This window comes from Methylophilus sp. DW102, from assembly GCF_037076555.1.
Taxonomy (GTDB): Bacteria; Pseudomonadota; Gammaproteobacteria; order Burkholderiales; family Methylophilaceae; genus Methylophilus; species Methylophilus glucosoxydans.
The window spans coordinates 1,830,395-1,854,641 of record NZ_AP029023.1 but is presented as its reverse complement, the minus strand read 5'-3'; the positions used below and the strand labels follow the sequence as shown (position 1 = coordinate 1,854,641).

Sequence of the window (24,247 nt, the reverse complement as noted above, 5' to 3'; positions counted from 1 at the left end):
CTGTAGAGACTCATTAAGATGGACTGATGACAGGAATTGTCTCTTAGGGCGGTTTGATGCACACGATTTGTCAACGCATATGCGCTTTGAAATCCCTGTTGTCTCATCCTTTTCGCCATGGTGAAAAAAACAGGGGGAAAGGGGGGGCAAGAAGGATTTTCTGAGCGATGCGTGGCCGGGCGTGCACAAGCCGACGTATTCAGCAGAGGAGTGCGCGCCTGTTTTGATGAGATTCTTAAGTATGCAGGCCTGCCAGGCGCATGCAAAAGCGCAGCAATAAACTGACTACGCCCAACGCCGCAATGCTGGCGAGCCAGATCAGGCATAGCCAGCCTACACGCTTGCGCCAGTTGGGGCGTGGGGTGTCTGCCTGAACAGACTTTGTCCCTGTTGTGTGCTTAATGGTAGTGCTCATCTCTATTCACCTTGCCCCGGAAAATATAGTAGCCCCAGGCGGTGTAAATTAAAATAATCGGGATGATCACCAGTGCGCCTATCAATGCAAACATCTGGCTGATATGCGGCGCTGCGGCAGCTTGTATCGGCAAGTCGGGCGGAATGATGTTAGGCCAGATGCTAATGCCTAGCCCGGCATAGCCCAGCAGAACCAGTGCCAGGGTGTAAAGGAACGGGCGGGTTTCAGCTTGCTGGCTCAGGGCTCGCTGCAAGCGGTAAAAACACAACCCTACTAGCAACGGCACGGGAGACAGCCATAACAGATTCGGCATGCTGAACCAGCGCTCAGCAATGCTGCTATCCATCCATGGCGTCCACACGCTGATGATGACAATGATGGCAAACAAGGCGGTGGCGATGTGTTTTGACAGGCGGTAACAGCTGGCCTGTAGCGCGCCATCGGTTTTCATGATCAGCCAGGTGCTGCCGAGCAGGGCATAGGTGACCAGCAGCCCAAGGCCGGTAAACAGCGAAAACGGTGAAATCCAGTCCAGTGAGCCACCGGCATAGGCCTGGTTTGCCATGGGGATCCCTTGCAGGTAAGCCCCTAGCGTCATGCCCTGAAAAAAGGTCGCCGCAACCGATCCGCCGGTAAATGCCTTGTCCCAGAAGTGCCTTTCGCTGTCCTTGGCGCGAAACCTGAATTCAAACGCCACCCCTCTAAAGATCAGTGCCATCAGCATCAGCAGCAAAGGCAGCGCAAACGCACTCAAAATCACTGAATAGGCTAAGGGGAAGGCGGCGAGCAAGCCGGCGCCCCCCAACACCAGCCAGGTTTCATTACCATCCCACACCGGGGCCACCGTGTTCATCATGAGGTCACGGTCGCTTTTGTCTTTAAAAAAGGGATAAAGAATGCCTATGCCAAGATCAAAGCCATCCATGATGATGTACATCATGATGCCAAACAGAATGATCGCAGCCCATATGAGAGACAAGTCCATTTATTGATCCTTTGATTGATCGTCAGCCTGAGTGCCAGCCTGGTGCTTTGCTGACTGCGCCGAAGCGGGTGTCTTGGTCTCTGGGTGAAACTCAGGGGCCAGCGTAAACGCAGTGGCGTGGTCAAGCTGCGGTGAAATGGCGTCGCCGTGCAGGGCCTCCCCGGTACTGGGGCCTGCTTTGAGCAGCCGGAGCATGAAGCGCGTGCCCATGCCAAACACTAACAGGTAAATGATGACAAATAGGCCCAAGGTCAGTGCCACCTCGCTGGCAGGGTGCAGCGTCACCGCCTCTGCAGTTCGCAACACGCCATACACTACCCAGGGCTGGCGGCCGATTTCGGTGGTGAACCAGCCTGCCAGGATGGCAATAATGCCTGCAGGCCCCATGGCCACTGCAAACTTGAGGAACAGCGGCTGTTGATACAGTTGTTGTTTCAAGCGTAGCCACACGGAGGAGAATGCCAGCAAGATCATGAGCAAGCCCAGCGCCACCATCACGCGGAAGGTCCAGAAAATAATGCTGGCATTGGGCCGATCCTGAGGGGCGAATTGCTTGAGTGCAGGAATCTGCTCGGTCAATGAGTGACGCAAAATCAGGCTGCCAAGCACCGGGATTTCGAGAACAAAATGATTCTTTTCCTGTTGCATGTCTGGCCAGGCAAACAGAATCAGCGGCGTCGGTTCATTGCCTTTGTTCTCCCAGTGCGCTTCAATCGCGGCGATTTTGGCGGGTTGGTATTTGAGGGTATTCAAGCCATGCATATCGCCAATAAATGCTTGCAAGGGCGCAATCAGCAGAATCAGCCATAACCCCATGGACAACATTTTACGGATGCTGGCGTGATCCCGCTGCTTGAGCAAGTGCCAGGCAGCTGTCGCCACCACCAGCAAGGCTGTGGCCAGATAGGCACCGATGACCATGTGCATGAGCCGGTAAGGGAATGAGGGATTGAATATGATCTGCCACCAGTCCACCGGCACTACTTTACCGGCGATTAACTCAAAGCCCTGTGGCGTTTGCATCCAGCTATTCGAAGCCAGAATCCAGGTGGCAGAGATCAAGGTGCCAACCGCGACCATCAAGGTTGACAGAAAGTGCAGGCCTGGCCCGACCTTGTTCCAGCCAAACAGCATCACGCCGAGAAAACCCGCCTCAAGGAAGAAGGCGGTAAGCACTTCATAAGCCAGTAAAGGACCGGTCACGCCGCCAGCGACATTGGAGAAGCCTGCCCAGTTGGTGCCAAACTGGTAGGCCATTACGAGGCCAGATACCACGCCCATGCCAAAACATAGCGAGAACACTTTAATCCAGAAGTGGTAGAGATCCAGATACACGCTTTGTTTGGTCATGAGCCAGCGTGCTTCAAGAACTGCCAGGTAGCTGGCCAAACCTATGGTGATGGCCGGGAAGATGATGTGAAACGAAATCGTAAAACCAAACTGGATACGCGCCAGCGTCAGTGCCAAATCAGACATATTGATCTTTCTACCACCTTACCTTCCCGCCGCCGGAGAGGGATATCGCCTGCTGTTGCGGAAATCAACCATATAGACCGTGTCTCCGCCCATTAAGTTTGCCACAGGGCCGTCTGCAAGTAAAAAAATCTATCCTCGGCGTTTGCCTGACAAAGAGACGCCGTTTGATGACTTGTTGGTAAGAGCGTAGGCCCGCATAAGTAAAAAGCCTTGCAACAATGCAAGGCTTTTAGCAGACATCACTCACAAGATTAGTGTTGATCCATGTCTTTTAATAATTGCTGCTGCAGCGCGATCTCGCTAGGCAATGCGGTGGCAACCATCAACGCGACACTATCGTTAGGCGCTAAACTGGATGGACCATGTTCAGCGGCGGCTTGTTCAGGGATCAAGTCAGCGATATGCAAGGCATCCGCTTGTGGCGGATGATCCGCTGGGGCCGCAAAAGCGGCAAACTCAGGCGGTGATTGTAAGAGGGTAGAAATATCCAGTTCGGTATCGCCCGCCTGTAATGAGGAGAGGACATGTTGCAACAATTGTGCATCAATCGCATCATCACTGGCATGCGGCAGATAATCCGCCGTCAATTGCGCGCTCAGTGTCATGGTTTGCAGACCTTGCACCTGCAAGCGTTCACCAGTCGCAGTCTCCAGCGAAACCTGAGCGCCATCATGCGCCACAATACACTCACCCTCGCGTAACCAGTCGCCGGCGATCAGTGGCCGGTGCTGGCCCATTGCGTTGACTGCCTCGACCTGACCATCCAGGTGTGAAATTTTTGCCACCATGCTATGCATCTTTATTCTCCTGGAAATATTATATCCTCATAACCTTACATGCCTAAGTCTGTCAAGCTTGGACAAGCTGAATATTACAAAAATTTGCCGAAAATTTGCAGCGTGAGTGGCATTTTGCAGATGGCTGGCCTGTGGCCAAAAAAATATAAAATATTTCGCAAAAAGTGGTTGACCAAGGGGCGTGGTCTCAGTAATATAGCGCCTTCAAACGACGTACCGATTCCTCAATAGCTCAGTCGGTAGAGCGCCGGACTGTTAATCCGTAGGTCCCTGGTTCGAGCCCAGGTTGAGGAGCCAAATATAAAAAGGCCTTGCAGAGATGTGAGGCCTTTTTGCTTTTCTGCAGCATTGCGAAGCGCTTCGCAATATCGGATCACCTTATCCTGATGCATTCTTTCGTCTCTCTTTGTTTATTTTGCAAACGCCTGATCATTGCTGTTTGCTTCCAAAGGCTATGTCCATATTAAACAATAATAGCCTAAGTGAGGATGAATCACTTGGGGCGGTGGTCGCTTGCTTGGTATGATGTGGTTTTTATATTTGTATAAATGTAATTGTGAACGTCTGTGCTGTTGTTTGTGCTTATGTGTGGCTGTTAACCAGCACCCTTGTTTCGGAGGCTTCTGAAGAAGCGCTATTTCTTGAAACGGATGCTGCGCATAGTGATCATGTGTTAAGAGTGCCTGAGCCTATGGTCTATGATCTGGTGCGACCGTTGGGGGTGAAGCAGGGCGATCTGGAGGTAAATGCGCTGGTGGATGTGAGTGCGGCGACTGGGGATGTCAGCTGGGCGCCTGAGCTTGAATATGGCCTGGCGGACGACATTGGGGTGGAGTTGGAATTGCCTATCGAGAATACGCGGCACGAACGCTATAAATTGGCCATTCAGCAGACGCTGCAGGTTTCCTCTGCGCGAGGCATGGCCACCGGTTGGCAGGCTTTTGTTGATATGCATAAACATAGTAAAACTGTTTCTGTCGATGCAACCTATATTGTCGCCAAACGATGGACTGAGCCATGGTCGTCGCTGAGTATGCTGGGACTGCGTGTACAGGATGTCAATCGGCGTGCCAGGGCTGGCTATTTGCTTAATCACTCGGTGTTTTATGATGCATCGACGCGCGTGACCTTGGGCATGGAAATAAATCAGGAAGTCAGCCGCGGCGGTACTTGGCGTTACCGATTGACGCCACAAGTACATTTCGATGCGAGCGAGCGTTATACCTTGCAGATGGGTATGGCAGTCTCGACCTTGAACCCTGCGCAAAGCGCAGAAAAACTATGGAGTTTTAGGCTGATACGCTTGTTTTGAGCGCTACACTGATTTTGTGACAGGTGTTGCGATGCAAAAGCAAAAAGCGCCCGCAGGCGCTTTTTGGTGAGTCTATTTGGGACGATCTTGTTAAACCTTAAGTGCGTGCTCGATGCGGTCTAATGCTTCGCGTAAGTTTTCCATGCTGGTGGCAAACGAGATGCGGAAGTAGCCTTCTGCGCCAAACGCAGAGCCTGGGACCACGGCGACATTGTGCTCTTCAAGCAGGTATTCTGCCAGCGCCATATCGGTGGTTTCCTTGATTTTGCCAGCCTGGTGCAGGTTGGCAATGGCTTGGCGTGCATCCGGGAAGGCGTAGAACGCACCGCCCGCCATCAGGCAGCTCAAGCCTGGCATTGCATTAAAGCGGTTAACCACATATTTATGGCGTTCGCGGAAGGCCGCGACCATGGGCTTGATGCAGTCCTGAGAACCACTTAATGCTGCCTCGGCCGCATATTGCGAAATTGAGGTCGGGTTGCTGGTGGATTGGCTTTGCAGGATTTCCATCGCCTTGATGATGTAGGCCGGGCCTGCGGCATAACCGATACGCCAGCCGGTCATGGAGTAAGCTTTGGACACCCCATTGAGCACAATGCAGCGGTCTTTGAGGCCTGGCGCGGCATTGAGGATGTTGTGGAATTTTTCGCCGGTCAGGTTGACGTGTTCATACATGTCATCAGTTGCGACCAGCACATGTGGATGTTTGAGCAGCACCTCGCCCAGCGCCTTGAGCTCGTCCAGGCTATAGACTGCGCCGGTTGGGTTGGAAGGTGAGTTAAACATCACCAGTTTGGTTTTGCTGTTGATTGCTGCTTCGAGTTGCGCGGGCAGTAGTTTAAAGCCTTGCTCAATCCCGCATTCGATAATCACCGGTTTTGCCTCTGCGACCATGGCAATGTCGGCATAGCTCACCCAGTAGGGGGCAGGCACGATGACTTCGTCGCCTGGGTTTAACACCGCCAGACACAGATTGAAAATGGTTTGTTTGCCGCCGACGCCAACAATCACTTCATTGGCTGCGTAATCAAAGCCATTTTCGTTTTTGAATTTGTTGACGATGGCTTTTTTGAGGGCGGGAATCCCGCTCACAGGGGTATATTTGGTGTACCCGGCGTCAATCGCTGCCTTAGCTGCATCTTTAATATGTTGTGGCGTGTCAAAATCAGGTTCGCCTGCCGCCAGGCCTATGATAGGGCGGCCCTCAGACTTGTATTTGGCCGCTTTGGCTGTAATGGCCAGGGTGGGCGATTCTTTAATGGATAACACGCGTGCGGACAGCACGTTGGCAGCAGCTTGGTTCAAGATCACTTCCTTGTTGGGTCGTATGCTTAATAAGCAGGCTGCGTATGCAGCCTGCAAAAAAATGAAAAACGCAATATTTTACGCAAAAACAAGCGGATAGGGAAGTGAAAGGCGCGCGCGAGGCGCGCCAGTTGTTTTAAGCTGGTCGCCCCGGGCGGGGCGGTGAGGCGAAAATGATGACAGGAAGATTTAACATTGTTTGCCGCAGCCGAGATAAGCATGGTAGACAGGCACCAGGGTGGGATCTATTTGTTGTAACTGGCCCTCAATCTCATGCACGGTGTGTTGGTCGCCCAGTTTCTGGGCCATTTCACCACGTCTAAACCAGGCCTCAACAAACTGTTTGTCCAGTTTGACGGCTTGGCTAAAGGCGGAGGCGGCGACATCAAAGTGCTTGAGTGACATTTCTGCCAGCCCCAGACTAAACCAGGCATCTGGACTACTTGTTTCTTGCTGGGTCCAAAGCTGGCTGACTTGCGCCAGTGCGGGCCAATCTTGACGGGATTCGGGCACGGCAGCACGCATATAGTAGGGTTTTTTGTCTTCGTCTTCCTCCCACAATGCTTTGCCTGACACTGGAAAGACGTTACTGGCTGGCATTTTCTCCAGGGTCTCCAGCCACTCGACGGGCAATGCAAAGTGAATGCTGCCACCATTGCCTGCCGTTTTAAAGGTATTGATGCCCACCAGTTTGCCATCCATGTCAAACAAGCCGCTGCCGCTGGCTCCCATGAGGAACTTGGCGCTGCTGCGGATCATATTGCCGGCAGGCGTAGGATACAAACCCTGAATTTCACCAATAGAAGTGATCGGCGCAGGCACACCATTTGAGTGTCCAATCGCGGTGATTTCCTGGCCGCGACTCAAGGCCAGGCTGTTGCCGCGCGGGACTGGCTTGAAGGGCATATTGCTAGTGGTCACCAGACACAAATCATGCCAGGCATCTGCGCGTACGCTGGTGATTGGGTAGCTGTCTTCGCCACGGGAGACCCAGGGCTGTTTGGTTGCGCGCAAGACATGGCAATTGGTGACCACTGAATTGTCGCTGACCACCACGCCGGAACCATAGGCCATGCCACCTTCCTGGTTGTAGCCGCGGATCATCACCACACCAAAGTAAGCTTCCATCAGGGCTTGCTGATTGTAGGCTTGCGCCGCTGGTGTACCGAGTGCCAGAATGGCTATTAAAAGGAATTTCACGCGACCCCCAAAAGAATATGATTCATTGTGGTTTAACTGACTGGTACTTGCGATAAAAGTTCAGGCGCAAAGTAGTTGAGAAAATTGTAAATCATATGCCTGTCTGCGCAAAAGCAGTTAAAATAGAAACGTATATTATTTATCCCATGCACAGACTGTTGTTGTGATCGTTACTTTCCCCGGTAGTAAATATGAATTACACCAGCCCTTTCCGCCGGCTGGGGATCAACCACAGGCAATTGAAAAATTGACGCAGGGGATTCATGACGGCCTCAAGTTTCAAACCTTGCTGGGGGTGACAGGCTCTGGCAAGACCTACACCATGGCGAACGTGATTGCGCGCACCGGCAAACCGGCGATTGTCATGGCACCGAATAAAACCTTGGCTGCACAGCTTTATAGCGAGTTCCGCGAGTTTTTCCCCAATAATGCCGTCGAGTATTTCGTCAGCTATTACGATTATTACCAGCCGGAAGCCTACGTGCCTTCGCGCGACCTGTTTATCGAAAAAGACTCCAGCATCAACGAACACATTGAGCAGATGCGTTTGTCAGCGACCAAAGCCTTGCTCGAGCGCGAAGATGCAGTGATTGTGGCTACTGTTTCGGCCATTTACGGTATTGGTGATCCAGGCGAATACCATGGCATGGTGTTGCATATTCATCAGGGCAAAAAGATTGCACAAAAGGACATTGTTGCGCACCTGATTGCCATGCAGTATGACCGCAACGACTTTGACTTTAGCCGGGGCTGCTTCCGTGTCCGGGGCGACATTATTGACGTATTCCCTTCAGAGAACAGTGAAACGGCGGTCAGAATCAATCTGTTTGATGACGAGATTGATACCATTCAGTTGTTTGATCCGCTGACGGGCCAGATTTTTAACAAGATACACAATTTCCGTATTTTCCCGTCCAGCCATTATGTGACCGCGCGTGAAGCGACGGTAAGGGCCATGGAAACCATCAAGGAAGAACTGCGTCAGCGCGTCAGTTTTTTCCTGAGTGAAAACAAGCTGGTAGAAGCGCAGCGCATCGAACAGCGCACGCGTTTTGACCTCGAAATGCTTAACGAAATCGGCTTTTGCAAAGGCATTGAAAATTACAGCCGTCATTTGACGGGCCGCAACCCCGGCGACCCGCCGCCGACGCTGATTGATTACCTGCCCGCTGAAGCGCTGATGATCATAGACGAGAGCCATGTGACCGTGCCGCAAATTGGGGGCATGTATCTGGGTGATCGCTCACGCAAGGCTAACCTGGTGGATTATGGCTGGCGCCTGCCCTCGGCCATGGATAATCGTCCGCTCAAGTTTGAAGAGTTTGAGCGTATTATGCGGCAATGCGTATTTGTCTCGGCCACGCCTGCCAATTACGAAAAAGAGCATCAGCAGCAAGTGGTGGAAATGATTGCTCGGCCAACCGGACTGGTAGACCCTGAAATTACCGTCAAACCTGCCGATACTCAGGTAGATGATCTGCTCGGCGAGATCAAACGCTGTGTCGCCGTGGGCGAACGCGTGCTAGCAACAACCCTGACCAAGCGCATGGCTGAAGACCTGACGGATTACCTGAGCGAACATGGCGTCAAGGTCCGCTATTTGCATAGCGATATTGATACGGTGGAACGCGTGGAGATCATCCGTGACTTGCGCCTGGGTGAGTTTGATGTGCTGGTCGGCATTAACCTGCTACGTGAAGGCCTGGACATCCCCGAGGTGTCGCTGGTGGCCGTGCTGGATGCCGATAAAGAGGGCTTTTTGCGCTCTGAGCGGTCATTGATTCAAACGGCGGGCCGTGCGGCGCGTAATTTGAATGGGCGCGTCATTTTTTATGCCAATAGCATCACACGCAGCATGAAGCTGGCGATGGATGAAGGGGACCGCCGCCGCAAGATTCAATTGGCGTTTAACGCCGAGCATGGCATTACGCCCAAAGGCGTCACCAAGCGCATTAAAGACATCATTGATGGCGTCTATGACAAGGATGAGGCCCAGCGTGAACGCAAGGCTGCGCAGGAACAGGCCAGCTATGAAAGCATGAGCGAAAAAATGCTGACTAAGGAAATCAAGCGCATTGAAAAAGCCATGCACGACGCGGCCAAAAACCTTGAGTTCGAAAAGGCGGCCCAATTCAGGGATCAACTCAAAAAACTCAAGTTACAGGCCTTTGGTGCCGAAGTAGAAGATTTGAAATGAGCATAGTAAACACCTGTATTGGATCAATCGCTGCCGTGTGCACCACGTTAGCCTTTATCCCACAAGTTTTGCAGTCATGGCGTACCAGGGATTTAAGCGGCATCTCGTTGCCGATGTACACCATTTTCACTTCTGGCGTGGTGTTATGGCTGATTTATGGTCTCTTGATCGGAGATTGGCCGGTGATTATCGCCAATGCGGTGACGGCATTGCTGGCAGGGACCGTTCTTTGCTTAAAGTTGAAATCTATATTAAAAATTTGAGTCACACCTTTATTCTTTTGTTATAACTATTTTTATTTATTAGGATACGACCATGAAAAAAATTACAAAAGCAGTCTTCCCGGTGGCAGGGCTAGGGACCCGATTTTTGCCAGCGACCAAGGCTAGCCCTAAGGAAATGCTGCCTGTCGTCGATAAGCCGCTGATTCAATACGCAGCCGAAGAGGCGATTGCCGCTGGCGCAACCGAGTTAATTTTTATCACGGGTCGCAACAAACGTTCGATTGCCGACCACTTTGACAAGGCCTATGAACTGGAAGCTGAACTCGAGGCGGCCGGCAAGCAAAAACTGCTGGATATCGTGCACAGCATTCTGCCCAAAGGCGTCAGCTGCGTCTTTATCCGCCAGTCACAAGCATTGGGCCTGGGACATGCTGTGCTTTGCGCCAAGCCTGTGGTCGGGGATGAGCCATTTTCAGTCTTACTTGCGGACGATTTGCTGGTTGGTGATGTATCCATCACCAAGCAAATGGTAGACATGTATGAAGAGCAGCAATGCTCCATTTTGGGCATTGAAACGGTTGCACCAGAAGAAACCAGCAGCTATGGTGTGGTGGATGCCGTGGCAAAAACCGATGACTTGCTCGAAGTGAAAGGCATGGTAGAAAAACCAAAACCGGAAGAAGCACCTTCCAACCTGGCCGTGGTCGGTCGTTATGTATTGAGCCCACGCATTTTTGAGTGCCTGGAGCACGTCAAGCCAGGCAAAGGCGGCGAAATTCAACTGACAGACGGTATTTCTGCCTTGATGCAGTACGAGAAAGTCATGGCGTACCGCTACAAGGGCAAACGCTATGATTGCGGCAGCAAACTCGGCTTTATGCAGGCCAACGTTGAGTTGGGTCTCAAACATCCCGAAATCGCCGACAGCTTCAGAGCGTATCTGAAAACCCTGAGCCTCTAACGCGCATGGTTGCACCGCAGGATCAACCGCCGGCGCACTGGCTGGCGCAGTCGCAGGTGGTATTTACCGCAGAAGAGGTCAACGCCGCCATGGAGCGCGTTGCGTTACAGTTGCAGCAGCGCATGCAAGACCTTGCTAGCGAAAGCATCGTGTTGCTTTGCGTGATGCGTGGCGGCCTTTATCTGGCCGGTCAATTAATGGCGCGACTCAATCTGCCAGCACGAATAGACTACTTGCAGGCCAATCGCTATCACGGCACGGCTGGCCATGAAATTGTCTGGAGCAAGCAGCCCGAGTTAGACCTGGGTGACCAAACCGTGGTGATTGTGGACGATATTCTGGATGAGGGGATTACCTTGGCAGAAGTGGTGCGCTTTTGCCATGCGGCAGGTGCGCGCCACGTGCTCACCGCGGTGCTGACTGAAAAAGACAATGGCTTGCAAAAGCCATTGCAAGCCGATGTGGTCGGGTTGGTGGTGCCAAACCGCTACGTATTTGGCTGCGGCATGGACGTGTATGGCTGGTGGCGCAATTTGCCCGAGATTCGCGCTTTAATCTAGTCACTGCATGCCTTTCATGCGGCTTTGATCAATCCTGCTTTTCTCAAGAACGCTTCCATCTTCTTAAATAGATTTGCTAACGGAGAGGCGCGTTGCCTTTCCATTAGCAATTTATCAGGCTGATGCTCTGGCGCATGATCAATTTTTGCGCGGCGGGAAAATGCTTTTTTTCACCAACGCATGCACGCCCCAGTTGCCATCCACCACCTGCGTAATGCCAAAGTCAACCGCAATTGACATCAGTGAGATCGCCTCGTCTTCACTCAATCCTTGGGTAGTCATCAAGAAATCGCGCATTTTGCGGTAGGCATCGCGCAAGGCTAAATCGACCGAGGATTTGGCAAAAATACTATTCTGCGCATCTGGCCCCAAGTCCGCCAGGTAGTTTGGATAACTGAATCCATGAAGCAGCCATTCATCTTGCGTTTCCAGCAGTGGATATTTCAGGCTTTCCAGTGCCGTGCCGGGCAGGCTGGCTTTTTTATGCAAAATCAGCTGAAAAGTGCCGGTCAGAGAACACTCGATGGCCGTGCCACACAGCTCGGAATCGCCTTGTGACGCATGCGGATCGCCGACCGAAAATAAGCCGCCTGACACCGATACCGGGTAGTAGAGCGTGGCGCCTTTACCAATGCGCCAGTTATCTATGTTGCCGCCGGTGTAGTTGGGAGGAATCGAGTTGACCATGTCAGCTTCACTTGGCGCGACCCCCATAGTACCGAAGTGCGGACGGATAGGGATACGGACGTTTTTCAGTACATTATGATTTTCTTTGATGGTTTTATGGTCGACCGGGACGCCTGGGTAGTCAATGATGGGGTGCACAATTCCGAATGGATCGGTTTGTGGCGTCCAGCGGAAGTTATACACTGCGGACGCATAGTTTCTTTCGCCGGTCGCATCGACTTCATAAATGGTGATCACTTCACGTTTTTTCGGCTCCTCTATCGTGTCACCGTAATGAAATCCCCACCAGGCGGCAGCATTACTGCCAAAGGCCTTGCCCTTGTACAAGGGGTTAGCGCTAGGTCTGGGAGTGACATCCACAATGCGGACTTCCAGAATATCACCCGGCTCAGCGCCCTTAACTGCAATCGGCCCGGTACAAATATGGACACCTAAGCCACCCCCTGCGCCCACTTTGGCATTCATGGCGCCTATCCCGCGACGGTCTACTCCTTTGCGTTTGCTATCCCAGTAAAACACACTTTCTGCGCCCGCATCGCCTCTCACCATCCGTTCGGCATCATCATTGGCATGGTGGGTCAGGGTTTCCAGGGTCACATAGTCCCCAGACTCGACCTCAATTAACGGTTTGAGGGATTTACTGAAAAATCCCCAATGGACCGTTTTGTCATTGGCAGGGACATAAAAATGATTGGCGCGGCCCGTACCGACCTTGGGACTCTGGGCAAAGGCGTTTGACGACATGGTAATCCCCATCGCGCCAAGCGCGGCAGTGGTGCTGCCGACGGCAAAGGCATCTTTTAAAAAAGACCTCCTTGCCTCGTGAAACTCTTCTTTGATGTGTGCTTCATTACCTGGGGTAACGCCATGCTGACAACCGGGACTACAAGTATGCTCTGACATATTGAAAGACTCCACTGGGTTAAGAATGTGCAAGTGAGCTCGTTAACATGGCGCTGCTAGGCGTGATAGTCGTTGGCTCAAGGAACAAGGCTTGAGAGCGGCTGAATGACGGATAAGAGGTGTGCATGCCGCCTATTGGGGGCTGGCTGAATATGGGGAAGTTGCGCTCTATGACCTGTTACTCTTTTGCGCTGACCACCGATCTCGCGGGCCTGAAGAAAAGAGAAACAGAAGGGCTGATCACCATTGCACGGTTTACTGCCAAGCTTGTTTGTTACTATGCTCGCACCGAAGTCATCGTTGATTAATACGTTAAACAACGTAGTCGAGCTTGATGCAGGATCAGGCAGTTATTGATGCCACGGGGTTGTCGGATCAGTCAGGACGGGGCTTGCGCGCTTGCTAGAACTGTTGCGACGATCAGACGAGATCAAACATGACGCTTTAAATATATATTGATCAATTATTTATCGTATATCATTAAGTATCTCAAAACATGAGCACAGCCATGAAATTTGTTCTGTATACAAGCGTATTAAACCAAGAGCACTACGACGTATTGGTGGTGCCTGAGATCGTTAAAACTGCGCGTGCTGCAAACAGCCGTGATGGAATTACCGGTGTATTATTGTTTGATAGCTTAAATTTCACGCAATATTTTGAAGGAGAAGCGTCCAGTGTCGATGCGCTGCTAGCGAATATCCTGCGTGATCGGCGACACAAAAATATCGTGATGATCCTCAGCGGAGATCTGCCAGGTAGGCTATATGCTGACTGGGGAATGGGCTATATTGATATCAGCGACAATCAATTTGATATTGCTGCATGTCTTGCCGCGGCTGACTTTTCTGTAAACAGCTTCAAGCAAAAAATGAGTCGACTCGATGTCGAGTAGTGTGCTTGTTCTAAGCGGGTAGAATGAATGAGTGAACATTAAACAGGCGTGACTAAAATGTCATCGGAATCCAGCTACTGATTTCTCATGCCTGAGATGACTGGCGGAGAAGGGGGGATTCGAACCCCCGATACGCTTTCACGTATGCCTGATTTCGAGTCAGGTACATTCAACCAGCTCTGCCACTTCTCCGGGAGGTCTTGCGAAATCATTGCGACCAGCAAGCCTTGATAAGGGCGCTAGTCTACACTGTGGTGGCCTCGCGCTTCAACAAAAATATGCAAGCAGTGTTACGCAACGGCTGATTTAGTTCAGTGGTAGCACAATCTGCACGACCAGGCCGGTTTCAGGGGCTGTCTTGTTGTTCAGTGTCATTTTTCCACCGTGTTTTTCAACAATCATTCGTGCAATGGCCAGGCCGAGGCCGGTGCCACCTGTCTGGCGGGAGCGTGAGTCCTCCAGGCGCCGGAACGGTTCCAGCACGCTGGTTAGGGCAGATTCAGGAATGCCTGGGCCATTGTCCGAGACGGTACAGATGACTTGTTTACCTTTGACTTGAATGGATAAGGCAGGCGTTTTTGCATAGGCAATGGTATTGTTGAGCAGGTTGGTGAGGCAGCGTGTGAGCAAATGGGCTGAGCCCATGACGGTGATTGCCTGTTCGGGTAGTGTTTTTTGAATGGCTTGGCCTGCGTCTTCAAAGTCGTCGCAAACAGCCGTCGCCAGGGCGGTGAGATCCACTTTGTTTTTGTGGATGTTTTCACCACACAGGCGCGCAAAATCCAGTCCTTCCCGGACCATTTCCTGGGTGGCGGTCAGGTCTTTGATCAGTCCCTGCTTGAGTTCTGGGTCTTTGACTTTTTCGAGGCGCAAGCGCAGACGGGTCAACGGTGTTTGCAGGTCATGCGCGATGGCCCCCAGAATAAAGCCACGCTCCTGAATATGCTTGAGGATGCTGCGTTGCATTTCATTAAAGGCTTTGGCGGCATGGCGGACCTCTGTCGAGCCTTTATTTTCTGGCAGTGGCGGATGCTCGATATTATGGGCGAGCTGCAAGGCCGCATCGGCCAGTTTACGCAGGGGTCTGGTGGCCACGGAGGCTACGGTCCAAATGATCAGCAGTAAGCCGAGGAAGGCCAGTAAAATGGCTAACGGGTTGCGTTCGTGCGGTGGCGGTGGTCTATGGCCGCCATAGTGCAGAGTGATCAGTACCGGTGTCTGGTCTTCAAGGTGGGTGTAAATGGCCAGGCATTGTCCATGGGGACGGGGAGGCGGTGAAAAACCCATCGTAGGCGGCGGGACTGGCATGCGGCGCGGAGCACAATGGCTGAGCGGCACCAGATCAATCATGTCTGCTACTTCGGGCACCAGCAAGGTATTCAAGTGCGCCAGTTCTGCGGGTAAGGCGGGCACCTGTGAAGGTTTGTTGGCGCCAATGGTGACGTGGCTGCCCATACGCTTAAACACGTCTTGAATTTCGACGCGTTTTTCGGGGACGGTGGCTTCAAGTATGCGCACCATGCTCTCAATGCGGTCAAAGGCAAATTGGTCGCGCATGCGAGATTCATTTTCTTTAAAGTCCCGCTGTCCCAGCATCCTGACCGTGGTGGCGGTCAATAGAATACCGATCACCGTGATCAGGAAAATACGAACCGACATGGTGCCTAGCCATTTTTTCATCATCTTGTGTATCCGGTCATTGAATGTCACACATTATTTAATGTAACGCACTTCGGCGGTGAGTAAATAGCCTTCGTTGCGTAGCGTTTTGATCATGGATGGATTCTTAGTATCCACTTCAAGTTTCTGTCTTAATCTACTGATTTGTAAGTCTATTGACCGGTCAAATGGACCCGCCTCCCGTCCATGCATTTCTTCCATGAGCTGATCACGGCTCAAGGTGCGGTTGGCATGCAGGAGCATGAAACGCAAGAACTTGAATTCGGCATTGGAGAGGGGAATGCGCGTATGCTGGCTGTCTACCAGGGTACGGTTTTGAATATCCAGAGTCCATTCGTTAAACTCAATGAAACGCAAAAGAGCGTGATCGGTCTGCCATTCGTGATCGGGTTTGCCTGCGCTCTCCAGCATCATGCGCGACCGTCTGACCACGCTACGGATACGCGACAGCAGTTCCAGCGGCTCAAACGGTTTGGCCACGTAGTCATCTGCCCCGGTTTCCAGGCCCATGATGGTATCCAGAGAGCTGGTTCTGGCTGTGAGCATGATGATGGGCAGGAGATGATATTTGCCGGACTCGCGCAGTTCACGGCAGAGCTCAATACCACTCCGCTGCGGCATGTTGATGTCGAGGATAATGACATCAGGCATGCGCTGCTGCAACGCTTGCCACATTTGTGCATGATTGCTGGCTTGTTGTGTGCTGAGTTGATTATCCTGCAAAAAGTCGCACAATAAATCACGGATGGCATCGTCGTCATCAACGACAAGCACATGGGTATCAGGATGGCCGTCAGTCATAAAAGTGTCTCGGACTTGCAAGGGGAGTATTTGAGCACAAAAACCGGCCATTGTGGCCGGTGAGTCTATGAAACGCGTTGAGATTATTCACGCACAGGTTTTTCGTGATGCGCATTGGCATGATGCGGATGTTGCGGTAAGGCATTTTCATCAAATGCTTTCTTCTGTGCATCATTCAGCTGGGCGTAAAATGTACGGATGGCTTTGGCACGTTCAGCCTGACGTGCGTCACGCGCTTTATCCCAGGCTTCCATTTTGTCCAGGCGTTGCAAGGTATTCAGTTTGCTTAACTCTGCAAAGTCCGGATGTTCCTTGTCTTGCGGTTTGATCTGTGCCTGATAGGTTTTCCAGGCATTTTCCTGTGCGCTTGTCAGTTGCAAAATGGTATGCAATTTTTCCTGATGCTGTTCAAAGTGCTCCAGGCGCTGTGCTTGCCAGTTGGCAGGGTCAAATTTGCCTTTACCGCAATCATGGCCATGCTCGGCAAAGGCAGTTCCGCACACCAACACCAAAAGCCCCGCGAATACCAGTTTGTTCAGTTTCATGATGGTTCCTTTCAATCACCATTGCGAATTTGCAATGATGATATTAAAACACCCGATTGTATCGGGTGTTTGTCAGGGGTGGTCAGCTGTGTAACGGAATGTATCGTCAGTTTTTAGGCAATCCCCTGGCTGGCTAAATAGTCTTCATAGTTGCCGGTAAAGTCGACAATGCCATCCGTCTTGATTTCGATAATACGGGTGGCAATCGAGCTGACAAATTCACGGTCATGGCTGACAAAAAATAAGGTGCCCTTGTATTTGTCCAGTGCCGTATTCAGCGCTTCAATCGACTCCATGTCCATATGGTTAGTCGGTTCGTCCATCAGCAAAACATTGGTTTTCGCCAGCATTAGTTTGCCGTAAAGCATGCGGCCTTTTTCACCCCCGGACAGCACTTTGACTGATTTTTTAGTGGCTTCGGTCGGGAACAGCAAACGGCCCAGCATGCTGCGCACGGTGTTGTCATCATCGCCTTGCTGGCGTTGCTTGGTCATCCATTCAAACAAGTCTTCACCTTCTGCAAACTCGTATTCATGGTCTTGCGCAAAATAGCCCAGCTTGGCTTTTTCTGCCCATTTAACTTCGCCATGCTTGGGCTGCAAATCCCCGGCCAGGCAACGCAAAAAGGTGGTTTTACCAATGCCGTTTTCACCAATGATGGCGACTTTTTCACCTGCTTCGAAGATCAATTCCACGTTGTTAAACAAGGGTTTGTCAAAGCCATGGCCGAGTTTCTTGAGCTCGACGGCATTGCGGTGCAGTTTCTCTTTGTCGTCAAATTCAAAGCGAATAAACGGATACTGGCGGCTAGAGGGTTTAAACTCTTCGACCTTGATTTTATCAATCTGTTTGGCGCGGCTGGTTGCCTGCTTGGCTTTAGACGCATTAGCAGAGAAGCGACGGACAAAGTCCTGCAAGTCTGCAATCTGCTGTTTGGCCTTGGCATTGTCCTTGGCTTGCTGATTACGTGCGGCAATGCTGGCTTCCATGTAATCATCATAGTTACCTGGATAAGAGGTAATCTTGCCGTAATCCATATCACAGGTATGGGTACAGACCTGATTTAAAAAGTGGCGGTCGTGCGAAATAATGACCATGGTGCAGTCACGATTATTGACCACATCTTCCAGCCAGCGGATGGTGTTGATGTCCAGGTTGTTGGTCGGTTCGTCCAGCAATAACACATCTGGATTTGCAAACAGGGCTTGTACCAGCAGCACACGCAACTTCCAGCCTGGGGCTACGGCGCTCATCGGGCCATTATGTTGCTCCAGGGGAATGCCTACGCCTAACAGCAATTCGCCAGCACGTGCTTCGGCAGTATAGCCGTCATACTCTGCAAACACGCCTTCCAGTTCGGCGGCACGCATGTAGTCGTCCTCGGTGGCTTCGAGGTTGGCGTAAATCGCGTCACGCTCTTGCATGGCTTTCCACATTTGCTCGTGACCCATCATGACCACGTCCAGCACGCGCTGGTCTTCATAGGCAAATTGGTCCTGCTTCAAAAAGGCCATGCGTTCGTTCGGGTCCAGGCTGACGTTGCCACTGGTAGGCTCCAGCACCCCGGCCAGGATCTTCATAAACGTGGATTTACCACAGCCATTGGCGCCAATCAGACCATAACGGTTGCCATCACCAAATTTGACGGAAACATTTTCAAACAGTGGCTTGGAGCCAAACTGCATGGTGATATTGTTCGCAACTAACATGCAAGAACTCTCAATCAATAATTAAAAAGGTGCGCCTGCTTCAGGCATCGTAATTTTGCTAAAAACGGTTATAAATGACGACTTCATCCATGGCCAATTGGCCACCACGTGGCTTGGCTGCTTCGAGGGCTTTTCCTACCACGACAAACATCACGGGGACATGATCTTCAGGCAAGTTGATTAATTTGGACACAGCCTCAAAATCAAAACCATCCATCGGGCAGGTGTCATAGCCCATTTCTTTGGCGGCCAGCATCAAGGTCATGGCTGCCATACCGCAAGAACGCATGCCTTCATCGCGTTGTGCCAGAGGTTGATCAGTGTAATAGCCGTGAATGGCCTTGACCAGGTAGTCACTAACCGGCTGTGGCGCGTTGACCCAGTAGCGGGCAGGGTCTTTTTCCCAGGCCTTTAAATCCGCAGTCAGGATAATCAGCAATGAGGCATCGGTGACTTGTGCCTGGTTCCAGCTCACCGCGCGGATCTGATGACGTAACACCGGGTCAGTCACGACCACAAAACGCCAGTGCTGGATGTTAAAAGCGGTCGGGGCGAGCATGGCCAGCGACAAGAGTTGCTGGATTTCTGCCTCTGTCATGCGGTGTGCAGGGTCGTAGGCTTTAATAGAGCGGCGTTGTTCAATTGCTTGGGAAACGTTCATCGTGTTTTCAGTATTTAATGTCTAAAATATCCAGTGACAAGGGACCCGCAGGCCGTTGCCAGACCGTGGTGTCACCGACTTTACGGCCGAGCAGGGCTTTGGCCACGGGCGAAACATAGCTGACTTTGTGCTGCGCAATGTCTGCCTCGTCTTCTCCAACAATCTGGTAAGCCTGTTGCGTCCCCAGTTCGTCTTCTACGGTCACGGTCGCGCCGAAGAGCACCGTATGTTGCGGCTGTTGGACGGGATCCACCAGTTGTGCGGTTTCCAGCCGTGCGACAAAGTAGCGCAGGTCGCGGTCTATCTCGGCCAGCTTCTGTTGCGCGTTGGGATCTTCCTTGCGCGCACTATAGTGCAAGCGGTCAGCTTCCAGCGCTTTCACTGCCTGCTGCAATTGTTGCAAGCCTGCAGGCGTGACGTAATTGACATGCGCACTGATGGGGCGTTCCGGTAAATCGGTGCCCGCCAGTTCCAGATCGTCTTCTTTGACAAAGCCCCGGCTCATAGGTGAGGTGTGGATGCCTGCGTCATTTAAAAGTAATTCAGGCCCAGCGCCGCGCGCACTTCGCTCATGGTTTGAGCGGCGACTTCACGCGCTTGCTCGGTACCTTCGCGCAGCAACTGCAAAATGTAGCCTTTGTCATTGGCCAGTTCGGCCCGGCGGCTACGAATGGGTTCCAGCATTTCCTGCAATACGGCTTCCAGGCGTTTTTTTACAATGCTGTCTGCCAGTCCACCGCGTGTGTAGTGTGCTTTTAACTCGGCGACCGCCGCTTTATCCGGGTCAAACGCATCCAGATAGGTAAAGGCAATATTGCCCTCTACATGGCCAGGATCTTCAATCTTCAAATGCAAGGGGTCGGTGTAGACGCGCTTGACGGCTTTGGTGACTTCGTCTGCGCTTGCACCCAGATTTATCACATTACCCAGGGATTTGCTCATCTTGGCTTTGCCATCAATGCCAGGCAAGCGGCCGAGCTCAGGCACCAGCGCTTTAGTTTCAACCAGGATCTCTTGCTTGGTTTGAATGTTTTTATAGGTGCGATTAAAGCGGCGCACGATTTCATTGGTTTGCTCGATCATGGGAATCTGGTCTTCGCCCACTGGCACCAGCGTCGCTTTAAAGGCCGTAATATCGGCTGCCTGACTGACTGGGTAGGTGAGGAAACCGGCAGGAATGTCGCGCTCAAAATCACGCAGACGTATCTCTTCTTTCACCGTCGGATTGCGCTCCAAACGGGCCACAGTCACCAGGTTGAGGTAGTAAAACGCCAGCTCAGTCAGTTCAGGCACTTGCGACTGGATAAATATGGTCGACAGCTTGGGGTCTATACCGACTGCCAGATAATCCAGCGCGACTTCCACCACGTTGCGATGCACCTTATCAATATCATCCATATTGTCGGTCAGCGCTTGCGCGTCGGCCAACATCACATACTGTTTGTATTCATGTTGGTATTTGACGCGGTTGCGCAAACTGCCGACAAAATGGCCCAAATGCAGCGGGCCAGTCGGGCGATCACCAGTAAGGATGATGGATTTAGTGCTCATTTTTTGTTCTCAGTGTAGGCCGTCAGAATAGTGTTTAAAGCTTATTCCCACTCAATGGTTGCGGGAGGTTTGCCGGAAATATCATAAACCACGCGGTTAATGCCGCGCACTTCATTAATGATGCGGTTAGACACTTTGCCCAGCAGGCTATAGGGTAATTCCGCCCAATGTGCGGTCATAAAGTCGCTGGTGATCACGGCGCGTAATGCCACCACATAATCATAAGTGCGGCCATCGCCCATTACGCCAACAGACTTGACCGGCAGGAACACGGTAAAGGCCTGGCTGGTGAGGTCGTACCAGGTTTTGCCGCTGGTGGCATCTACGGTATTACGTAATTCTTCAATGAAGATGGCATCTGCACGTTGCAGTAACAAGGCATATTCCTGTTTGACCTCACCCAGAATGCGCACGCCCAAGCCAGGGCCAGGGAAAGGGTGGCGGTAGACCATGTCGCGAGGTAAGCCCAGCGCGACGCCCAGTTCACGCACTTCATCCTTGAACAGGTCACGCAATGGCTCCAGCAGCTTAAGGCCTAATTGTTCTGGCAAACCACCGACATTGTGGTGACTCTTGATGGTGACCGCTTTTTTGGACTTGGCGCCGCCCGATTCAATCACATCCGGGTAAATGGTGCCTTGTGCCAGGAAGGTGGCGCCTTTGTGACCGGCACCGCTGGCCTTGAGCTTGGCGGCTTCGGCCTTAAACACTTCAACGAATTCTGCGCCTATGATCTTGCGCTTGGCCTCCGGGTCACTGACGCCAGCCAGTTTACCCATGAATTGTGCAGAGGCATCCACGCGGATGACTTTGGCATGCAGACGACCAGCAAACATGTCCATCACCATATCGCCTTCATTCAGACGCAGCAGGCCGTGATCGACAAAGACGCAGGTGAGTTGGTCGCCAATGGCACGGTGTATCAGTGCGGCTGCCACGGAGGAGTCTACGCCTCCTGATAAGCCGAGAATGACTTCTTCATCGCCAACTTGTGCCTTGATTTTTGCAACGGCTTCGGCGATATAGTCACCCATGATCCAGTCTGCCTTGGCCGCGCAGATATCCAGTACAAAGCGCTCAAGCATGGCCTGGCCTTGCTTGGTGTGGGTGACTTCAGGGTGAAATTGCACCGCGTAAAACTTGCGGCTTTCGTCAGCCATGGCGGCGATGGGCGTGGTGTCGTTGCTGGCGATCACTTTGAAACCGTCAGGCAGTTCGGTGACCTTGTCGCCGTGGCTCATCCAGACGTCGATCAGGCCGTGGCCTTCAGCGTTGGTGGCATCCTGAATGTCGCGAAACAGGGCAGAGTGGCCACGTGCACGCACTTGGGCGTAGCCAAATTCGCGTTTTGCACCTGCCTCAACCTTGCCGCCTAACTGCTGCGCCATGGTTTGCATGCCGTAGCAAATGCCCAGCACAGGTACGCCTTGTTCAAACACGGCTTGTGGGGCCTTGTCAGTTTCTTCTTCGTAAACGCTGGCGTGGCTGCCAGACAAAATGATGCCGTCAGCACCGAAATTGCGGACAAATTCATCGGACACATCACAAGGATGAATTTCGCAGTAGACATGCGCTTCGCGTACACGGCGTGCAATCAGTTGGGTGACCTGGGAGCCGAAATCTAGAATCAGGATTTTTGAATGAGACATTTGTTTAGCCACAGAGTGCACAGAGGACACAGAGTCTTAGAGAAGTCATTTCTCTGTGATCTCTGTGTCCTCTGTGGCTTTGATTAAATGGATGAATTCGCGTTTATTAATAAGGGTTAATCAATACGGTAATTCGGTGCTTCTTTGGTAATCTGCACATCATGCACATGCGACTCGCGCATACCGGCACTGGTGATTTGCACAAACTCTGCCTTGTTACGCATTTCTTCAATAGAAGCGCAGCCCACATAACCCATGGAGGCACGCAAGCCGCCCATCAACTGATGGATCACGGCAACGACACTGCCTTTATAAGGGACGCGGCCTTCGATGCCTTCAGGCACCAGCTTGTCGGCGTTGGCCGTGCTGTCCTGGAAGTAGCGGTCAGAAGAGCCTTTTTGCATGGCGCCTATCGAGCCCATGCCGCGGTAGGATTTGTAAGAGCGACCTTGGTACAACTCTACTTCGCCAGGCGCTTCTTCAGTACCTGCAAACATCCCGCCCAGCATGACGTTGTACGCGCCTGCAGCAATGGCTTTGGAAATATCGCCAGAGAAGCGAATGCCGCCGTCTGCAATAAATGGCACGCCTGATTTTTCGAGGGCTTTAGCCACATTGCTGATGGCTGTGATTTGCGGCACGCCGACGCCAGCTACGATACGAGTGGTGCAGATAGAGCCAGGACCGATGCCCACTTTGACACAGTCAGCGCCATGATCCACCAAGGCCAGCGCGGCTTCTGCCGTGGCAATATTGCCACCAATCACTTGCAGTTTTGGATAGTGGGTTTTAGCCCATTTGACGCGATCCAGTACGCCTTGTGAGTGACCATGCGCGGTATCTACCACAATGGCATCGACACCGGCTTCAACCAGTGCGGCAATGCGTTCTTCAGTGCCGTCACCCACGCCCACTGCCGCGCCGACGCGCAAGCGGCCTTTTTCATCTTTACAGGCCAGGGGGTGATCTGACGATTTTTGAATGTCTTTAACGGTAATCAAGCCTTTGAGCTCGTAGTTTTCACCAATAACCAGCAAGCGCTCAAGACGGTGTTTATGCAGCAAGCCCATGATTTCTTCGCGACTGGCGCCTTCACGCACGGTGACCAGACGGTCTTGCGGGGTCATCACATTGCTGACGGCTTGATCGAGATTGGTTTCAAAGCGCAGGTCACGGTTGGTAACAATGCCGACCACCTTGCCATCTTGCAACACAGGCAAGCCTGAAATTTTTTGCTGTTGGGTGATATTCATCACCTCGCGCACACTCATGGCCGGGTGGATGGTGACCGGGTCAATGACGACGCCGGACTCGAAGCGTTTTACGCGGGAGACGCGAGAAGCTTGCATCTCTACCGACATGTTTTTGTGTATGATGCCCATGCCGCCCAGTTGCGCCAATGCAATGGCCATGCGTGCTTCAGTGACCGTGTCCATCGCAGCAGATAGCAGGGGAATATTTAAGGTGATGCTCTTGGTAAGCTTGGTGCTGAGATTGACCTCGCGCGGCATCACATTCGAATGTGCGGGAACGAGTAAAACGTCATCAAAGGTAAGAGCTTGTTGCAACAAACGCATGTGAATTCCTTATCTCCAAAATATAATTATACCGATTTCACTTTGCCTTGACAAAGCGTTTTGCGTTTTTGCAGTTCTGTTTGCTGATGTCTGGCATGGTTTGTGCATGAGGCCTTTACTTAACCTTTTTCTAAGCAAGTGTGGGTTTATCAAATGA

General features: G+C 52.0%; 23 protein-coding genes and 2 tRNA genes. 8 read left to right on the top strand and 17 right to left on the bottom strand.

Annotated elements, in window-relative coordinates; translation table 11 throughout:
• Positions 1 to 235 precede the first annotated feature (235 nt).
• The 4 genes from AACH41_RS08580 to AACH41_RS08565 all read right to left on the bottom strand — a co-directional run bounded on the left by AACH41_RS08580 (position 236) and on the right by AACH41_RS08565 (position 3,673).
• The gene (locus AACH41_RS08580) at positions 236 to 415 is read right to left on the bottom strand and encodes a DUF2474 domain-containing protein (protein WP_194747917.1); all 180 of its coding nucleotides are present in this window, start codon (positions 413 to 415) and stop codon (positions 236 to 238) included.
• On the bottom strand, positions 399 to 1,400 hold the full coding sequence (gene cydB / locus AACH41_RS08575; RefSeq protein ID WP_338654466.1) for a cytochrome d ubiquinol oxidase subunit II: 1,002 nt from the start codon (positions 1,398 to 1,400) through the stop codon (positions 399 to 401). Before cydB ends, AACH41_RS08580 begins: the two co-directional genes overlap by 17 nt.
• Positions 1,401 to 2,876, bottom strand: coding sequence for a cytochrome ubiquinol oxidase subunit I (locus AACH41_RS08570; RefSeq protein ID WP_338654464.1), 1,476 nt, complete (start codon positions 2,874 to 2,876; stop codon positions 1,401 to 1,403).
• Between the two features lie 251 nt (positions 2,877 to 3,127).
• Positions 3,128 to 3,673 (bottom strand): hypothetical protein, encoded by a 546-nt coding sequence (locus AACH41_RS08565; protein ID WP_338654462.1) that lies wholly within the window; start codon positions 3,671 to 3,673, stop codon positions 3,128 to 3,130.
• Positions 3,674 to 3,894: 221 nt separating this feature from the next.
• On the opposite strand from AACH41_RS08565, the gene AACH41_RS08560 reads away from it, so the two are divergent.
• Positions 3,895 to 3,970: transfer RNA gene (locus AACH41_RS08560), tRNA-Asn, on the top strand.
• Positions 3,971 to 4,259: 289 nt separating this feature from the next.
• A complete protein-coding gene (locus AACH41_RS08555) occupies positions 4,260 to 4,985 on the top strand; it encodes a hypothetical protein (RefSeq protein ID WP_338654460.1) in 726 nt (241 codons plus the stop codon).
• A 90-nt stretch (positions 4,986 to 5,075) separates the two neighbouring features.
• Here the strand turns inward: AACH41_RS08555 and AACH41_RS08550 are convergent, their stop codons facing one another.
• Positions 5,076 to 6,290, bottom strand: coding sequence for a pyridoxal phosphate-dependent aminotransferase (locus AACH41_RS08550; protein WP_338654459.1), 1,215 nt, complete (start codon positions 6,288 to 6,290; stop codon positions 5,076 to 5,078).
• A gap of 189 nt (positions 6,291 to 6,479) precedes the next feature.
• The gene (locus tag AACH41_RS08545) at positions 6,480 to 7,490 is read right to left on the bottom strand and encodes a tetratricopeptide repeat-containing serine protease family protein (RefSeq protein ID WP_338654457.1); all 1,011 of its coding nucleotides are present in this window, start codon (positions 7,488 to 7,490) and stop codon (positions 6,480 to 6,482) included.
• A gap of 163 nt (positions 7,491 to 7,653) precedes the next feature.
• Between AACH41_RS08545 and uvrB the strand changes: the two genes are divergently transcribed.
• The 4 genes from uvrB to AACH41_RS08525 are packed head-to-tail and all read left to right on the top strand — an operon-like array spanning position 7,654 to position 11,432.
• Complete coding sequence (gene uvrB, locus AACH41_RS08540; RefSeq protein ID WP_194747899.1) at positions 7,654 to 9,687, top strand: excinuclease ABC subunit UvrB; 2,034 nt, start codon at positions 7,654 to 7,656, stop codon at positions 9,685 to 9,687.
• A complete protein-coding gene (locus AACH41_RS08535) occupies positions 9,684 to 9,950 on the top strand; it encodes a SemiSWEET transporter (RefSeq protein WP_313987966.1) in 267 nt (88 codons plus the stop codon). The genes uvrB and AACH41_RS08535 overlap by 4 nt, the downstream gene beginning before the upstream one ends.
• Before the next feature lie 52 nt (positions 9,951 to 10,002).
• Positions 10,003 to 10,872, top strand: a complete 870-nt coding sequence (galU, locus tag AACH41_RS08530) for a UTP--glucose-1-phosphate uridylyltransferase GalU (RefSeq protein ID WP_194747895.1) — start codon at positions 10,003 to 10,005, stop codon at positions 10,870 to 10,872.
• Between the two features lie 5 nt (positions 10,873 to 10,877).
• Positions 10,878 to 11,432: a hypoxanthine-guanine phosphoribosyltransferase gene (locus tag AACH41_RS08525; RefSeq protein ID WP_338654454.1), complete on the top strand. Its 555-nt coding sequence runs from the start codon at positions 10,878 to 10,880 to the stop codon at positions 11,430 to 11,432.
• Between the two features lie 138 nt (positions 11,433 to 11,570).
• On the opposite strand, the gene AACH41_RS08520 is transcribed toward AACH41_RS08525, so the two are convergent.
• A complete protein-coding gene (locus tag AACH41_RS08520) occupies positions 11,571 to 13,022 on the bottom strand; it encodes an acetamidase/formamidase family protein (RefSeq protein WP_338654453.1) in 1,452 nt (483 codons plus the stop codon).
• Positions 13,023 to 13,147: 125 nt separating this feature from the next.
• On the opposite strand from AACH41_RS08520, the gene AACH41_RS08515 reads away from it, so the two are divergent.
• Together AACH41_RS08515 and AACH41_RS08510 are read left to right on the top strand one after the other, a co-directional pair.
• On the top strand, positions 13,148 to 13,330 hold the full coding sequence (locus AACH41_RS08515; protein WP_338654452.1) for a hypothetical protein: 183 nt from the start codon (positions 13,148 to 13,150) through the stop codon (positions 13,328 to 13,330).
• A 200-nt stretch (positions 13,331 to 13,530) separates the two neighbouring features.
• Positions 13,531 to 13,917, top strand: coding sequence for a BLUF domain-containing protein (locus tag AACH41_RS08510; RefSeq protein WP_338654449.1), 387 nt, complete (start codon positions 13,531 to 13,533; stop codon positions 13,915 to 13,917).
• A gap of 101 nt (positions 13,918 to 14,018) precedes the next feature.
• Here AACH41_RS08510 and AACH41_RS08505 read toward each other — a convergent pair.
• The 10 genes from AACH41_RS08505 to guaB all read right to left on the bottom strand — a co-directional run bounded on the left by AACH41_RS08505 (position 14,019) and on the right by guaB (position 24,090).
• Positions 14,019 to 14,109 (bottom strand) — tRNA-Ser (locus AACH41_RS08505).
• Positions 14,110 to 14,223: 114 nt separating this feature from the next.
• Positions 14,224 to 15,600 (bottom strand): ATP-binding protein, encoded by a 1,377-nt coding sequence (locus tag AACH41_RS08500; RefSeq protein WP_338654447.1) that lies wholly within the window; start codon positions 15,598 to 15,600, stop codon positions 14,224 to 14,226.
• Positions 15,601 to 15,630: 30 nt separating this feature from the next.
• Positions 15,631 to 16,398: a response regulator transcription factor gene (locus tag AACH41_RS08495; protein ID WP_194747880.1), complete on the bottom strand. Its 768-nt coding sequence runs from the start codon at positions 16,396 to 16,398 to the stop codon at positions 15,631 to 15,633.
• An 83-nt stretch (positions 16,399 to 16,481) separates the two neighbouring features.
• Positions 16,482 to 16,943, bottom strand: coding sequence for a Spy/CpxP family protein refolding chaperone (locus AACH41_RS08490; RefSeq protein WP_275355547.1), 462 nt, complete (start codon positions 16,941 to 16,943; stop codon positions 16,482 to 16,484).
• 113 nt (positions 16,944 to 17,056) lie between these two features.
• Positions 17,057 to 18,652: an ABC-F family ATPase gene (locus AACH41_RS08485; RefSeq protein ID WP_194747877.1), complete on the bottom strand. Its 1,596-nt coding sequence runs from the start codon at positions 18,650 to 18,652 to the stop codon at positions 17,057 to 17,059.
• A 58-nt stretch (positions 18,653 to 18,710) separates the two neighbouring features.
• Positions 18,711 to 19,313 (bottom strand): nitroreductase family protein, encoded by a 603-nt coding sequence (locus AACH41_RS08480; RefSeq protein WP_338654443.1) that lies wholly within the window; start codon positions 19,311 to 19,313, stop codon positions 18,711 to 18,713.
• 7 nt (positions 19,314 to 19,320) lie between these two features.
• Positions 19,321 to 19,818: a GreA/GreB family elongation factor gene (locus tag AACH41_RS08475; RefSeq protein ID WP_338654442.1), complete on the bottom strand. Its 498-nt coding sequence runs from the start codon at positions 19,816 to 19,818 to the stop codon at positions 19,321 to 19,323.
• 26 nt (positions 19,819 to 19,844) lie between these two features.
• On the bottom strand, positions 19,845 to 20,864 hold the full coding sequence (gene trpS, locus AACH41_RS08470) for a tryptophan--tRNA ligase (protein ID WP_338654440.1): 1,020 nt from the start codon (positions 20,862 to 20,864) through the stop codon (positions 19,845 to 19,847).
• 41 nt (positions 20,865 to 20,905) lie between these two features.
• Complete coding sequence (gene guaA, locus AACH41_RS08465) at positions 20,906 to 22,513, bottom strand: glutamine-hydrolyzing GMP synthase (protein ID WP_338654437.1); 1,608 nt, start codon at positions 22,511 to 22,513, stop codon at positions 20,906 to 20,908.
• 116 nt (positions 22,514 to 22,629) lie between these two features.
• Positions 22,630 to 24,090, bottom strand: a complete 1,461-nt coding sequence (guaB, locus tag AACH41_RS08460) for an IMP dehydrogenase (protein ID WP_194747867.1) — start codon at positions 24,088 to 24,090, stop codon at positions 22,630 to 22,632.
• Between the last annotated feature and the right edge of the window lie 157 nt (positions 24,091 to 24,247).

What these genes read in the sequence shown, in the direction of transcription:
- AACH41_RS08580 (WP_194747917.1), bottom strand. Translation starts at nt 415, where the DNA reads ATGAGCACTACCATTAAGCACACAACAGGGACAAAGTCTGTTCAGGCA.
- cydB (WP_338654466.1), bottom strand. Translation starts at nt 1,400, where the DNA reads ATGGACTTGTCTCTCATATGGGCTGCGATCATTCTGTTTGGCATCATG.
- AACH41_RS08570 (WP_338654464.1), bottom strand. Translation starts at nt 2,876, where the DNA reads ATGTCTGATTTGGCACTGACGCTGGCGCGTATCCAGTTTGGTTTTACG.
- AACH41_RS08565 (WP_338654462.1), bottom strand. Translation starts at nt 3,673, where the DNA reads ATGCATAGCATGGTGGCAAAAATTTCACACCTGGATGGTCAGGTCGAG.
- AACH41_RS08535 (WP_313987966.1), top strand. Translation starts at nt 9,684, where the DNA reads ATGAGCATAGTAAACACCTGTATTGGATCAATCGCTGCCGTGTGCACC.
- galU (WP_194747895.1), top strand. Translation starts at nt 10,003, where the DNA reads ATGAAAAAAATTACAAAAGCAGTCTTCCCGGTGGCAGGGCTAGGGACC.
- AACH41_RS08525 (WP_338654454.1), top strand. Translation starts at nt 10,878, where the DNA reads ATGGTTGCACCGCAGGATCAACCGCCGGCGCACTGGCTGGCGCAGTCG.
- AACH41_RS08520 (WP_338654453.1), bottom strand. Translation starts at nt 13,022, where the DNA reads ATGTCAGAGCATACTTGTAGTCCCGGTTGTCAGCATGGCGTTACCCCA.
- AACH41_RS08515 (WP_338654452.1), top strand. Translation starts at nt 13,148, where the DNA reads ATGCCGCCTATTGGGGGCTGGCTGAATATGGGGAAGTTGCGCTCTATG.
- AACH41_RS08510 (WP_338654449.1), top strand. Translation starts at nt 13,531, where the DNA reads ATGAAATTTGTTCTGTATACAAGCGTATTAAACCAAGAGCACTACGAC.
- AACH41_RS08500 (WP_338654447.1), bottom strand. Translation starts at nt 15,600, where the DNA reads ATGATGAAAAAATGGCTAGGCACCATGTCGGTTCGTATTTTCCTGATC.
- AACH41_RS08495 (WP_194747880.1), bottom strand. Translation starts at nt 16,398, where the DNA reads ATGACTGACGGCCATCCTGATACCCATGTGCTTGTCGTTGATGACGAC.
- AACH41_RS08490 (WP_275355547.1), bottom strand. Translation starts at nt 16,943, where the DNA reads ATGAAACTGAACAAACTGGTATTCGCGGGGCTTTTGGTGTTGGTGTGC.
- AACH41_RS08485 (WP_194747877.1), bottom strand. Translation starts at nt 18,652, where the DNA reads ATGTTAGTTGCGAACAATATCACCATGCAGTTTGGCTCCAAGCCACTG.
- AACH41_RS08480 (WP_338654443.1), bottom strand. Translation starts at nt 19,313, where the DNA reads ATGAACGTTTCCCAAGCAATTGAACAACGCCGCTCTATTAAAGCCTAC.
- AACH41_RS08475 (WP_338654442.1), bottom strand. Translation starts at nt 19,818, where the DNA reads ATGAGCCGGGGCTTTGTCAAAGAAGACGATCTGGAACTGGCGGGCACC.
- trpS (WP_338654440.1), bottom strand. Translation starts at nt 20,864, where the DNA reads ATGAGCACTAAATCCATCATCCTTACTGGTGATCGCCCGACTGGCCCG.
- guaA (WP_338654437.1), bottom strand. Translation starts at nt 22,513, where the DNA reads ATGTCTCATTCAAAAATCCTGATTCTAGATTTCGGCTCCCAGGTCACC.
- guaB (WP_194747867.1), bottom strand. Translation starts at nt 24,090, where the DNA reads ATGCGTTTGTTGCAACAAGCTCTTACCTTTGATGACGTTTTACTCGTT.